At 41.8% G+C, this 12862-nt stretch carries 15 protein-coding genes; 2 read left to right on the forward strand and 13 right to left on the reverse strand.

The genetic code is table 11. The features are described from left to right. Nucleotides 1–14: 14 nt before the first annotated feature. The 6 genes from H5114_RS05050 to zapE all read right to left on the reverse strand — a co-directional run bounded on the left by H5114_RS05050 (nucleotide 15) and on the right by zapE (nucleotide 5062). Nucleotides 15–632: a tetratricopeptide repeat protein gene (locus H5114_RS05050; protein WP_404948341.1), complete on the reverse strand. Its 618-nt coding sequence runs from the start codon at nucleotides 630–632 to the stop codon at nucleotides 15–17. A gap of 122 nt (nucleotides 633–754) precedes the next feature. Next, the gene (locus tag H5114_RS05055; protein WP_124015059.1) at nucleotides 755–2050 is read right to left on the reverse strand and encodes an adenylosuccinate synthase; all 1296 of its coding nucleotides are present in this window, start codon (nucleotides 2048–2050) and stop codon (nucleotides 755–757) included. A 69-nt stretch (nucleotides 2051–2119) separates the two neighbouring features. Further along, a complete protein-coding gene (locus H5114_RS05060) occupies nucleotides 2120–2308 on the reverse strand; it encodes a DUF2065 domain-containing protein (protein WP_124015060.1) in 189 nt (62 codons plus the stop codon). Between the two features lie 539 nt (nucleotides 2309–2847). Continuing rightward, nucleotides 2848–3240 (reverse strand): 30S ribosomal protein S9, encoded by a 393-nt coding sequence (rpsI, locus tag H5114_RS05065; protein WP_124015061.1) that lies wholly within the window; start codon nucleotides 3238–3240, stop codon nucleotides 2848–2850. 17 nt (nucleotides 3241–3257) lie between these two features. After that, nucleotides 3258–3686, reverse strand: a complete 429-nt coding sequence (gene rplM, locus H5114_RS05070) for a 50S ribosomal protein L13 (RefSeq protein ID WP_011638797.1) — start codon at nucleotides 3684–3686, stop codon at nucleotides 3258–3260. Between the two features lie 263 nt (nucleotides 3687–3949). After that, nucleotides 3950–5062, reverse strand: a complete 1113-nt coding sequence (gene zapE / locus H5114_RS05075; RefSeq protein ID WP_182722363.1) for a cell division protein ZapE — start codon at nucleotides 5060–5062, stop codon at nucleotides 3950–3952. Between the two features lie 343 nt (nucleotides 5063–5405). Here zapE and degQ point away from each other — a divergent pair, with 343 nt between their 5' ends. Then, entirely contained in the window at nucleotides 5406–6755 is a 1350-nt protein-coding gene (gene degQ / locus H5114_RS05080; RefSeq protein ID WP_124015063.1) for a Do family serine endopeptidase DegQ, read from the forward strand. Between the two features lie 176 nt (nucleotides 6756–6931). Next, nucleotides 6932–8011: an outer membrane-stress sensor serine endopeptidase DegS gene (gene degS / locus H5114_RS05085; protein ID WP_124015064.1), complete on the forward strand. Its 1080-nt coding sequence runs from the start codon at nucleotides 6932–6934 to the stop codon at nucleotides 8009–8011. Between the two features lie 88 nt (nucleotides 8012–8099). Here the strand turns inward: degS and murA are convergent, their stop codons facing one another. Genes murA through H5114_RS05120 form a run of 7 tightly spaced genes read right to left on the reverse strand, consistent with a single transcriptional unit; the run spans nucleotide 8100 to nucleotide 12746 of the window. Continuing rightward, nucleotides 8100–9365 carry a UDP-N-acetylglucosamine 1-carboxyvinyltransferase gene (gene murA, locus H5114_RS05090; RefSeq protein WP_124015065.1) on the reverse strand — a complete coding sequence of 422 codons (1266 nt, stop codon included), beginning with the start codon at nucleotides 9363–9365 and terminating at the stop codon, nucleotides 8100–8102. A gap of 15 nt (nucleotides 9366–9380) precedes the next feature. Then, the gene (locus H5114_RS05095; protein ID WP_124015066.1) at nucleotides 9381–9632 is read right to left on the reverse strand and encodes a BolA family protein; all 252 of its coding nucleotides are present in this window, start codon (nucleotides 9630–9632) and stop codon (nucleotides 9381–9383) included. A gap of 27 nt (nucleotides 9633–9659) precedes the next feature. After that, nucleotides 9660–9959, reverse strand: a complete 300-nt coding sequence (locus H5114_RS05100; protein ID WP_182722364.1) for a lipid asymmetry maintenance protein MlaB — start codon at nucleotides 9957–9959, stop codon at nucleotides 9660–9662. Continuing rightward, nucleotides 9956–10600 carry a phospholipid-binding protein MlaC gene (locus H5114_RS05105; RefSeq protein WP_124015360.1) on the reverse strand — a complete coding sequence of 215 codons (645 nt, stop codon included), beginning with the start codon at nucleotides 10598–10600 and terminating at the stop codon, nucleotides 9956–9958. Before H5114_RS05105 ends, H5114_RS05100 begins: the two co-directional genes overlap by 4 nt. A gap of 34 nt (nucleotides 10601–10634) precedes the next feature. Beyond that, the gene (gene mlaD / locus H5114_RS05110; RefSeq protein ID WP_124015068.1) at nucleotides 10635–11108 is read right to left on the reverse strand and encodes an outer membrane lipid asymmetry maintenance protein MlaD; all 474 of its coding nucleotides are present in this window, start codon (nucleotides 11106–11108) and stop codon (nucleotides 10635–10637) included. A 41-nt stretch (nucleotides 11109–11149) separates the two neighbouring features. Further along, nucleotides 11150–11935 (reverse strand): lipid asymmetry maintenance ABC transporter permease subunit MlaE, encoded by a 786-nt coding sequence (gene mlaE, locus H5114_RS05115; protein ID WP_124015069.1) that lies wholly within the window; start codon nucleotides 11933–11935, stop codon nucleotides 11150–11152. Then, nucleotides 11922–12746, reverse strand: coding sequence for an ATP-binding cassette domain-containing protein (locus H5114_RS05120; RefSeq protein ID WP_124015070.1), 825 nt, complete (start codon nucleotides 12744–12746; stop codon nucleotides 11922–11924). Before H5114_RS05120 ends, mlaE begins: the two co-directional genes overlap by 14 nt. Between the last annotated feature and the right edge of the window lie 116 nt (nucleotides 12747–12862).

Here is a 12862-nt window from a genome sequence, read left to right on the forward strand (position 1 = left end):
ATATTGTGGAGCCTTTAACGTGTGTACAGCTGTGGCTGCTGTGCCCTGGCCACTATACTGGCAGGCATTTTTGCAGCGAGCATCTGTAATAAAGACGAAGCTTTTTTCTGTTGAGCATCGTCATCAAATATACTGTTATATAACCAATGATAGCCAAGTTCATAATCGGCAGGACTTCCATAGCCTTCACCAAACAAACGAACTAATGTCATTCTTGCGGTTAAATCCCCATTAGCTGCCGCAGGCAACACATATTGCACTGCACGATTGGGATCTTTAACCACTAGTTTACCGCGATAATAATAATCTGCCAATTTTACCATCGCTTCAGCACTGCCTTGCTCGGCAGAAGTTTGCAGCAATGCCATACCGCGAGAAGGATGAGCCTTGACACACACACCGTTATTAAGCATTTCACCCCATAAAAACTGATACATGGGTTGCTTTAATACTTCAGCACGGGCTTCAATATCTTGAACCAACTGACAGTCGTCTGCTTTGACGCGTTGTAAATATTGATTTGAGCGGATGAGCGAAATCAATTGTTGATCGCTATAGATATCGACGGCTTCTGTCACCGCAAATACATTGATGGAAACGACACTCAATAACAATAAACAGATACGCAACATAAGGATTCTCGCTGACACTTTCATGGTTTATCCATCGGCAGTATAGCGTATTTCTTGAGTAGAAACTGTTACAAGCGTTAATTAGGCTCATTAAAAAGGCCGCTTATCGCGGCCTCTTTAGTTTACTTGAACGGACTAACCAAAATCATGGTTTCATTTCTGTCCGGCCCAGTAGAGATAATATCAATAGGCGTCTCTAATAACTCTTCAAGACGTTTGATATAGTTCATTGCCGCGGTAGGCAACTGCTCGATTGATGTAGCACCAAAAGTGTTTTCACTCCAACCAGGCATAGTTTCGTATATTGGCGTAACTAAATCATAACCTTCTGCAGCCAAAGGAGTTACCTTAGAAACAGTTCCATCAGGATATTGATAGCCAACACAGATTTTAACTTCTTTTAGACCGTCTAAAACGTCTAATTTAGTTAAACAAAAACCACTAACGCTATTGATTTGAACCGCACGGCGCATGGCCACTGCATCCAACCAACCTGGACGACGTTTACGACCAGTCGTTGCACCAAACTCTTGGCCTTTCTCACCAATATAATCGCCAATTTCGTTGGCTAATTCTGTTGGGAATGGACCAGCACCGACGCGAGTCGTGTAAGCTTTCATGATGCCTAAAACATAGTCTAAATGACGAGGACCAAAACCTGAACCTGTCGCTACACCGCCAGCTGTTGTGTTTGATGACGTCACGAATGGATAAGTACCGTGGTCGATATCCAATAATGTGCCTTGAGCGCCTTCAAATAGAATCGGCTCACCCGCTTTACGCGCAGCATCAAGCATTTCACTGACATCAGTACACATACTTTTCAGATAATCAGCAATCGCTAATGCATCATCAAGTGTTTGCTGATAATCAACAGCTTCAACTTTGTAATACTCAGTTAGCATGAAGTTATGATATTTCATCACTTCTTTTAACTTAGTTGCGAAAAGTTCTGCATTAAACAAATCACCGATGCGTAAACCGCGACGAGAAACTTTGTCTTCATATGCAGGACCAATACCACGTCCAGTTGTACCAATGGCTTGATTACCGCGCGCTTTCTCGCGAGCAATATCCAATGCACAATGGAACGGAAGGATAAGCGGACATGCTTCAGAAATTAATAAACGCTCTTCTACAGGTACGCCACGTCCTTTGAGCATGTTGATTTCTTTCATCAACGCATCAGGAGCAACAACCACACCATTACCGATAATGCATTTTACGTTATCACGTAAAATCCCAGACGGAATAAGATGAAGAACGGTTTTTTCACCATCAATTACCAAAGTGTGACCAGCATTATGGCCGCCTTGGTAACGAACTACGTATTTTGCCTGTTCTGTTAAAAGGTCGACAATCTTACCTTTGCCTTCGTCACCCCATTGAGTGCCGAGTACGACTACATTTTTGCCCATTATTAGCTGCAACGTCTTGTGGTATAAAATAGAATTTTAACAGGTTTTAGGGGGTTATAGGCAAGTATTTTATTGAAAAATGATCAATAAAACGGCTCCTGTTGTTACTAAGCAGCCACCTAAGCGTCTGAGAACATTTTGCTTTTGTGTCGAAAGCTCTAATAAATATTTTTGCCACTTGTTAGGAAAAAGTAATGGACCTAGCCCTTCAAGGATTAAAACTAACCCAAATGCACTCATTAATAACGGTATATTCATGTTTTAGCCTCTCTTTTATTGAGCCTTATTATATTCAATATCTGCTTGATTAGCCTAAGAAGACGTTAAGCATGATTGGCAACTGCGTTTAATCTGCCTTGTAAATAGATTACCTTAATACGCCAAGTCCCCTGCTGTCTTAAATCAAAACGTTCAATCTAGTGAGCACTATTAGTAGTACATCTTTATTCAATGCATTTCGACCTTATAAGTCACAAGCTTGTAAACCTCATGCCTAATACCTAATGCCAAAAAAGTTAACCTGAACGGGAAATAAGCGCTGGTATAAGAGATGAAACTAAGTAAGGTAAAATAACCACTTTCGGCCTATGTCATATCAAACTTGCCATTTGTTTTACGGGTAAGGAGAAGTGACTTATTCCAGGCTAGGTTAATATCCAGTGTATTAAGAGCTGAACTCGCAGGACAAAAGAGCGCTTGATAGCTGCTGATGAATAAAATTGCTGCAGTGTAAAGTGATAAAATTTAGGCAATAAAAAACCCAGCATAAGCTGGGTTTTTTGAATCCAAAAAACGAATTAACGCTTAGAGAATTGTGGCTTACGACGTGCTTTACGTAGACCAACTTTCTTACGTTCAACTTTACGAGCATCACGGGTAACAAAACCAGCGGTACGTAGAGTAGGACGTAAAGCTTCGTCTAGTTGCAATAGTGCACGGGTAATACCGTGACGAATTGCACCAGCTTGGCCAGTAGTACCACCGCCCTTAACTGTTACATAGATGTCTAATTTATCAGTCATTTCAACTAATTCTAATGGTTGACGAACAACCATACGAGCAGTTTCACGACCAAAATAAACATCCAAAGGACGTTGGTTTACAACGATATTGCCACTACCTGCTTTAGCGAAAACGCGAGCTGTAGATGTTTTGCGACGGCCAGTGCCGTAGTACTGAGTTGCAGACATTTGCTTACTCCTCCCGTTTAGATATCAAGAACTTGTGGTTGTTGTGCAGCGTGGTTATGTTCTGTGCCAGCATAAACTTTAAGTTTACGGAACATGGCACGGCCCAAAGGACCTTTTGGTAACATACCCTTAACTGCTTTCTCGATGATCATTTCAGGCTTATGAGCTTGAAGCTTCTCAAAGCTGATTTGCTTAATGCCACCAATGAAGCCTGAATGAGAGTAGTAGATCTTACCGGCTGCTTTATTACCAGTTACAGTCACTTTTTCAGCATTGATAACGATGATGTAATCACCGGTGTCAACGTGTGGAGTGTATTCTGGCTTATGCTTGCCACGTAAGCGAGTTGCGATTTCAGTTGCGATACGGCCTAAAGTTTTGCCTTCAGCGTCAACAACAAACCAGTCACGAGTTACAGTTTCTGGTGTAGCAGTAAAAGTCTTCATTATTACAAAAACCCAAAGTTAATTTTCTGTCTCACATGCCGACTGCAGGTTGCAATCAACACAAAATTACCGATTCTTGCCCCTTCGAACATGAATATTGGCTTACAACTTCCGCCCAAATTGGCGGATTAACGCGGGCAGGTCGCAGATTATACGCAAAGCCACAGCAAAGATCACCTGATTTCTGATAATATTTTAAATAAACTGCTCTATTTCGGCTGAATAATTAACCGTCTGCTTTTTTTAAAAATCTCACGGCTAGCCTATGGTAAATGTTCCAGCGCCAGATACTCTCTCGATTGCATTTCAATCAGTCTTGAGCGACAACGTCTGAACTCAAACGTTAACTGGCCATCGGTATAAATCTGCTCTAATTCCACTTGCGCAGAAATAATCAATTTCACGTTTCGCTCGTAAAACTCATCAACCATGGCTAAAAAGCGTCTGGCAATATCATCACCAGTTTGCTGTGAACCCATTTGCTCTAATCCACTCAGTAGCACAGTATGATAAAGGCATGCCATTTCCATGTAATCTCGCTGTGAACGAGGGCCATCGCAGAGATCACGAAAATTAATTAACAGTACACCTTGTGACTGTTGACGAATGCGAATGGCACGGCCATCAATTTCTATCGGTGCAGTAAGTCTTTCTGATTCGGTCGCGAGTTGATCAAAGTAATGCAACAAGTTGATGTCTGCTTGTTCATCGAGTGGATGATGATAAATCTCAGCCTGCTCTAAGGTGCGAAGACGGTAATCAATACCTGAATCGACATTGAGAATTTCACATTGTTGATTAATCAACGCAATCGCAGGTAAAAAACGCGCTCGCTGTAGACCGTTTTTATATAATTCATCGGGGATGATGTTTGAGGTAGCCACGAGTGCAACCCCTTCTTTGAACAATGCTTGAAATAGAGTCCCCAATAACATGGCATCGGTAATATCTGAGACAAAAAACTCATCAAAACAAATAATTTTATATTGCGACGCCATCTTCTTGGCTATAGACAATAGCGGATCTTGTACACCTTTTAACTCGCCTAAGTCATGATGGATTTGATGCATAAACCGATGAAAATGAGCTCGTAATTTTTGCTCAATAGGCAATGAGTCAAAAAAAGTATCCATTAAATAGCTTTTACCACGACCAACGCCGCCCCATAAATACAAGCCTTTTACCGCTGCAGGTGTTGATTTAACCCCAACGGCAGCAAACAATTTATTAATACCAGATATCGGTTTAGCCGCGACCATTAATTCATCGTAAACGCGTTGTAATGATTTTACCGCTTTTTCTTGTGCGGCATCATGTGAAAAATCTTCTCGGGTAAGGTCTTGCTGATAATGCTGCCAAGGGGTTAACTGCGACACGATTACGACTCTCTTACATCAAATAATTGCTGCGAATAATAACATTAAACAACAAATACGAGTAATGGCTTCAAAGGATCAAATTAACCTTTGTTAATAAAAATGCAACTAACCAGATGAGCACTACTCTGATTGATTATCGTCAACTGACTTATTTTTTACTGACTTGTTATTGCAAACGAACTGATTAGCTCACCATTTCAAAACGGGCTCGCAACAGCACTAATATAAATGATTAACGATATTTAACTTTAAAATAATGCCCTCAAGCCACATATTTTATGTCATCAAACCACATATTTTAATGTCATAAAGCTTGAATGCATACAGGAGCTATCCATAGATGAAAACCAAATTAAGTTTACTTTCTGCTGCGTTATTAACGGCATCGTTAGCCATAGCACCAACACTATCGCTCGCTGCCATTCCACAAGCGGTTGACGGCCAAGCTATTCCTAGTTTAGCGCCAATGCTAGAACGCACTACACCTGCGGTGGTATCAGTAGCAGTATCTGGTACTCAAGTATCAAAACAACGCGTCCCTGATGTATTTCGCTACTTCTTTGGTCCAAACGCTCCACAAGAGCAAGTTCAAGAACGTCCTTTTAGAGGGTTAGGCTCAGGGGTCATTATCGATGCTGATAAAGGCTATATCATTACTAATAACCACGTTATTAACGGCGCTGACGATATTAAAGTGGGTTTACATGATGGTCGCGAAGTCACGGCTAAACTCATTGGCGCAGATAAAGAGTCTGATATTGCCCTGCTGCAAATTGAAGCGAAAAACTTAGTCGCGATTAAGCAAACTGATTCTGACGACATCCGCGTTGGTGATTTTGCAGTTGCCATCGGTAACCCATTTGGGCTTGGACAAACTGTAACGTCAGGAATAGTCAGCGCACTCGGCCGCAGTGGTTTAGGCATTGAAATGCTAGAAAACTTTATCCAAACTGATGCCGCGATAAATAGTGGTAACTCTGGCGGTGCATTAGTTAACTTAAAAGGTGAACTCATCGGTATTAATACTGCGATTGTCGCCCCAAATGGCGGTAACGTTGGTATTGGTTTCGCTATCCCAGCCAATATGGTTAACAACCTTGTTGAACAGATTATTGAGCATGGTGAAGTACGACGCGGCGTATTAGGGGTATCAGGTCGCGATCTTGATAATGAACTTGCCAAAGCGTTTGGTTTAGATACCCAGCACGGCGGTTTCGTTAATGAAGTGATGCCAAAAAGTGCTGCTGATAAAGCAGGATTAAAAGCGGGTGATATTATTGTCAGCCTCAATGGGCGGAGTATTAAAACCTTCCAGGAATTACGCGCAAAAGTAGCCACTATGGGTGCTGGTGCCGAGGTTGAATTCGGAATTATTCGTGATGGCGATACGAAGAAGATTAAAGCGACACTAGGTGAAGCAGACAAAGTTGAGGCTGAAGCCGGTAGCGTACATCCTATGTTACAAGGCGCGACACTTGAGGACAGTAAAAAAGGTATTGAGATCACTGATATTGCTCAAGGTTCACCAGCAGCAATGAGTGGCTTAGTCAAAGGAGACTTAATTGTGGGGCTTAATCGCAGTAAAGTGACCAGCCTTAAAGCATTAAAAGAAATGCTAAAAGACAATAAGAACTCTGTGGCACTGAAGATATTACGTGACAATAACTTACTCTACCTTGTTTTACGCTAATGCAGTTGACGCTAACATAGTTGACACTTAATTTACCTCATCACAGCTATAAGAATCATCAGGTTATAGTCTGTGATACCCGTTCAAGAATGAAGCATCGGCCAACTTTTGGTCGGTGCTTATTTATTTGAGCTATGTTAATATAACAGCCATTTTTTTTAACAATTATTCAAGCCATGAACCTAAAAGACACTTGCATCTATATAACTAAAGCTGTGGTATTTGGTCTAATTATGGCTGCTGTTTTTTTAGCCATAACAGCGTTAATGCAAAATTCCTCATTCAACAATAGCCTCACAAATGTCAGCAATAGTGGCTCAGAATTATCTTTCGCTAAAGCCGTTCGTCGAGCCGCACCTGCAGTGGCCAATATTTATAGCCTTAGCATTGATCAACGTAATCCGCTCAATTCAAGCTCACTTCAAGGCCTTGGCTCTGGCGTGATAATGAGTAAAGAAGGCTATGTGCTCACAAATTATCATGTGATAAAAAAAGCCGACGAGATTGTTATTGCGCTACAAGATGGGCGTAAATTTACTGCTGAAGTAGTTGGTTCTGATCAAGAGACAGATTTAGCAGTACTTAAAATTGAAGGCGATAATTTACCTATAGTACCGATTAATCTCGATAAACTAGCCCAAGTAGGCGATGTGGTGCTAGCCATTGGTAATCCATACAATATTGGCCAAACAATTACTCAGGGTATTATTAGTGCAACAGGACGTAATGGCTTAAGTTCAGGTTACCTCGACTTTTTACAAACAGACGCAGCCATTAATGCTGGTAACTCAGGCGGAGCATTAATCGATACCGGCGGTGAATTAATCGGTATCAATACCGCGGCATTCCAAGTGGGTAATGATAGTGGCGGTAATGGGATTAGTTTCGCTATCCCCATTAAGTTAGCCCACAGCATTATGGATAAGTTGATTAAACATGGCCGAGTTATCCGTGGTGCTCTAGGTATTTCAGGTGAACCACTTAATCCGGTAATGGCACAGATACTCAACCTACCCGATTTAAAAGGTGTGTTAGTGACGGGTATCGATCCTGACGGACCAGCGGCTCGTGCGCGCTTAACGCCAAGAGATGTCATTACCCAATATAATGATGAAGATGTCCCGGGGGTTGAAATGTTGATGGACAGAATTGCAGAGACCCCTCCAGGAACTAAAGTCAACATGACCATTATACGTGAGGGTAAGCGTCAAATACTGCCAGTCATTATTGCAGAAAAAGCCACAGCGCCTGAGTAATACCTATTACTCATTAAATCAACGTTATAAAAAAGCCATTCAAATGAATGGCTTTTTTATGAGGTATTTTCTGCTGAGCGAGATAAACCTAAGAGTTCTTCACGCGAACAACTTCAGCACCTAAACCTTGAAACTTGGCTTCAATATGCTCGTAACCACGGTCAAGGTGATATATACGATCGACTGTAGTTAAGCCATCAGCCATTAAGCCTGCAATCACTAAGCTGGCAGAGGCGCGTAAATCTGTCGCCATCACTTGGGCACCGTTTAAACGCTCAGTACCATGGATGATACAAGTATTACCTTCTTGCTCTATGTCTGCGCCCATGCGGCTTAATTCAGGAACGTGCATGAAGCGATTCTCAAAGATAGTCTCAGTAACACGACCTGTGCCTTGAGCAAGTGCATTCAACACACAAAATTGCGCTTGCATATCGGTTGGAAACGCAGGATAAGGTGCGGTTTTAATATTAACAGACTTTGGACGTTGGCCTTTCATGTCAAGCTCAATCCAATCTTCGCCAGTTGTGATCTCAGCACCGGCATCTTCAAGCTTAGATAATACCGCTTCTAAGGTTTTAGGATCGGCTGATACACAACGAATCTTACCGCGAGTAACGGCTGCGGCAACCAAGAATGAACCGGTTTCGATACGATCTGGCATGACGCGGTATTCACAACCCGATAGACGTTCCACACCTTCAATCGTCAACGTGGCAGAACCAACACCAGTGATTTTTGCTCCCATGGCAATTAAGCAATGAGCTAAGTCAGTCACTTCAGGTTCACGGGCCGCATTTTCAATGACTGTCGTGCCATCAGCTAATGCTGCAGCCATCAGCAAGTTTTCTGTTGCGCCGACACTGACCATATCCATAAAGATATGAGCGCCTTTTAAACGGCCATCAACACGCGCTTTAATGTAGCCTTCCTTGACTTCAATTTTGGCACCCATTAACTCTAAGCCATGTAAATGCAGGTTCACCGGACGAGCACCAATGGCACAACCGCCAGGTAAAGAAACATCTGCAGTACCATAACGGGCAAGCAGTGGGCCTAAAATAAGAATCGATGCACGCATTGTTTTGACTAAGTCATAAGGTGCGCAATATTCGTTTAAGTTAGAGGTAGAAATACGAATGCGGCTACCGCCGAGGTCTTCAACTTCGGCACCTAAACAACGTAATAATTCACAACTGGTGATCACGTCGCGTAAGTTGGGAACATTTGAGACAATAAAATCTGTTTCGGCTAATACGCCAGCCATTAAAATGGGGAGTGCCGCATTTTTTGCACCAGAGATCACGACTTCACCAGCTAAAGGCTTGCTGGCTTTAATAGTTAATTTATCCACTGTGAATCTCTGTTGTTACATATTGAAAAGTTTTTCACGCTTCCACTGAGTCGGCGTAAAAGTTTTAATTGTTAACGCATGCAATTCACCACTGGCAATCTGCTCAGCTAAAGGACTGTAAATTGCTTGCTGTTGTTTTACCCGGCTCATACCATCAAAACACTCACCTACGGCGACGACTTTGTAGTGACTGCCATCAGAGGTAACGTGCGCTTCAGTGAGCGACAACGCCTCGGTTAAAATTTGTTCTATAACATTGCATTCCATGGAATCAATTACCTTTACTATTCGTTTCTATTTTTGGCTGAAAAAAGCATCTAAATCATAAAGCTCAATCATTTTTTTGAGCTGTTCACTTGGATTAACCAACTGATGTATCACACTTGTTTCTGGGCTACTTGTCGCATGTAGTTTGATTAACGCTAATAACAGTGCAACACCCGCACTGTCGACGTATTCTAATGCTGACAAGTCTACCACTTGAGTTGATGCAGTAAACAATTCATGGCGTTTTGGCCACAATTGTTTTACTTCATCTTGGGTTAAGCGACCGCTGACGATGCAACGTTGATCTTGTTGATTAAAGGTAATCACGCAGCTGCAGCTTCTTTTGCTGGTTGGCGATCAATAGTCTGTTGGGTTTTATCATTCAGCATGGTAATCACCGCTTCAATACCTTGCTGGCGGATTAAATTAGAGATTTCAGACTGTTTAGAAGCCAATAAACTCACACCTTCTGCCACTAAATCGAACGCTTTCCACGTATCGTCTTTTAAACGACGCGCTTTAAATTGAATTTTAATCGGTGGACGACCTTGCTCAAGGATTTGAACATTCACTTCTACTATTTTTTCATTGCTGAAATCACTCGGCGGGTCAAAAGCCACTTTTTGATCAGTATATTCGGTTAATGCTTGTGCATAGGTTGCCACTAAATAACCTTCAAAGGCATCCACAAAACGATTACGTTGATCGACGGTCGTATCACTTAAATACTGCCCCATCACTTTATAAGCAGCATATTTATAATCGACGTAAGGCATAAGCTCTTCACGAACAATAACTTTTAAATGACTTAAATCATCATTAATTAAAGCTTTATCTGCTTTAAAGCGATCAAAAGTCATATTGGCGACTTGTTTGATCATCTCATAAGGATCACGGGTATTGACCTCATCATTAGCAGCCATTGCACCTTGGCTGATAACCGCACTGCCTATTAGGCATAGCGCCATAACATGATTGAAAAATGTTTTCATAATTGGGATCCTATTTATCTTTAGATGACATGCTATATAAAAGCTGACCAATTAAATCTTCTAAAATCAATGCACCACGTGTGTCATGTACTTTATCGCCATCGGCAAGCATCGAAATATCATCGTCCATAAACCCAGGCGTTAAACCAATAAATTGCTCGCCAAGGAGTCCTGAAGTCAAAATAGCTAAGCTGCTTGTTTCCGGAAATTGATCAAAGCGCTTATCCATTGTTAATGTCACTATTGGCACCAACTTATGGGTATCGAGAGTAATATTGGTTACACGACCAACCACCACACCACCCACTTTTACTGGCGAACGTACTTTTAAGCCGCCAATATTATTAAATTCAGCGACCAAGTTATAAGTCTGATCATTGGACTTGACTTGAACATTAGCAACATTGAATACTAAGATGCAAAAAGCCAACAAACCTGACAATAAAAACACGCCTACCAATAACTCTATTTTCCGTGTCAACATACTATTAAACCACTTAAATTAATCTAAACAATGAAAAAATCTTAATTTCCAAACATGATTGCCGTAAGCAAAAAGTCCAGCGCTAGAACAGCTAAGCTTGCCTGCACAACCGTTGAAGTTGTCGCACGGCTGATACCTTCTGGATTAGGTTGGACTTCATAACCTCTGTACAAGGCAATCCATGTCACCACCACACCAAAAATAGTACTTTTAATCAAACAATTAACTATGTCTTGTCGCCATTCAACCGATGCTTGAAGAATAGACCAAAATGCACCACTATCAATGCCTTTCCATTCTACCCCGACTAAATGGCCACCAAAAATACCGACTAAACTAAACATTAACGCTAGCAATGGCATGCTGATGACGCCTGCCCAAAAACGCGGTGCAATGATTTGTCTTAACGGATCTATCGCCATCATTTCTAGACTCGACAACTGCTCAGTCGATTTCATTAAGCCAATTTCAGCCGTTAAAGCAGAACCTGCTCGGCCAGCAAATAATAACGCGGCAACCACTGGCCCGAGTTCACGTAATAAGCTTAGTGCCACCATAGGCCCTAAACTTTCCTCAGTACCAAACCCAACAAGAATATTGTATCCCTGTAGCGCTAATACCATGCCAATGAACAAGCCAGACACTAAAATGATCACCATGGAACGGACACCAAGCACATAAACTTGTCTAACCAGAAGTGGCATGCCTTTTTTAAAATTAGGCACACGTACAATCGCGCGCCATAACATAATGCCCGCTCGGCCATAGCCCAACACTATTTGCAGTGCATATTTGCCGATATCGGCAATATAATCAGTTGCGCCCACGAAGTAGCTCCTCTTGATAATCCTCTGCAGGATAATGGAATGGCACGGGGCCATCTGGCGCGCCTTGAATAAACTGAACTAGTTGTGGATTATCAGATTGACGTAATTGCTCTGGTGTACCATGAGCAATGACTTTTTTGTCTGCAATCACATAAACATAATCTGCTATACCCAATACTTCATCAACATCGTGAGACACAACCACCGAAGTGAGTTTTAATGAGTCCGACAACTCACGAATAAGTTTAACTAACATACCCATGGAAATGGGGTCTTGTCCTGCAAATGGCTCATCATACATCACCATTTCAGGTTCAAGTGCAATCGCCCGAGCTAATGCGGCTCTTCGCTGCATGCCACCAGATAACTCGTTTGGCATCATATATGCTGCGCCGCGAAGACCGACAGCTTGCAGCTTCATCAATACAATTGAACGGATAACATCTTCTGGAAGTCCAGAATGTTCTCTCAAGGCAAAGGCCACATTATCGAATACGTTAAGATCGGTAAATAATGCACCACTTTGAAATAGCATGCTCATGCGCTTTCGCAGTTGAAAAAGATCCTTACGCTTAAGCTGATGTATATCATGGCCATCGAACAATACTTGCCCGCTATCGGGAATTAGCTGCCCACCAATTAATTTTAATAGGGTCGTTTTACCAATACCACTAGGCCCCATGATTGCTGTTACTTTACCTTTGGGGATCGACAAAGAAATATCTTCATAGATAACGCGCGAACCATGACTAAAGGCCAAATGGTTAACTTCGACCAAAGGTTTATTATTCGATTTACTCATATCAGACATTGGCGTTGAGGAGATAACAGCCTTCCTTGCATTAAGTTTAAGCGCAAATTGTACTGTAATTGTCGATTAAGCGACAACTATATCCATATAAGCACATATGATTGTCAGTACAATTA

It is taken from the genome of Shewanella sp. SR43-8 (genome assembly GCF_014163775.1).
Lineage (GTDB): Bacteria > Pseudomonadota > Gammaproteobacteria > Enterobacterales > Shewanellaceae > Shewanella > Shewanella vesiculosa.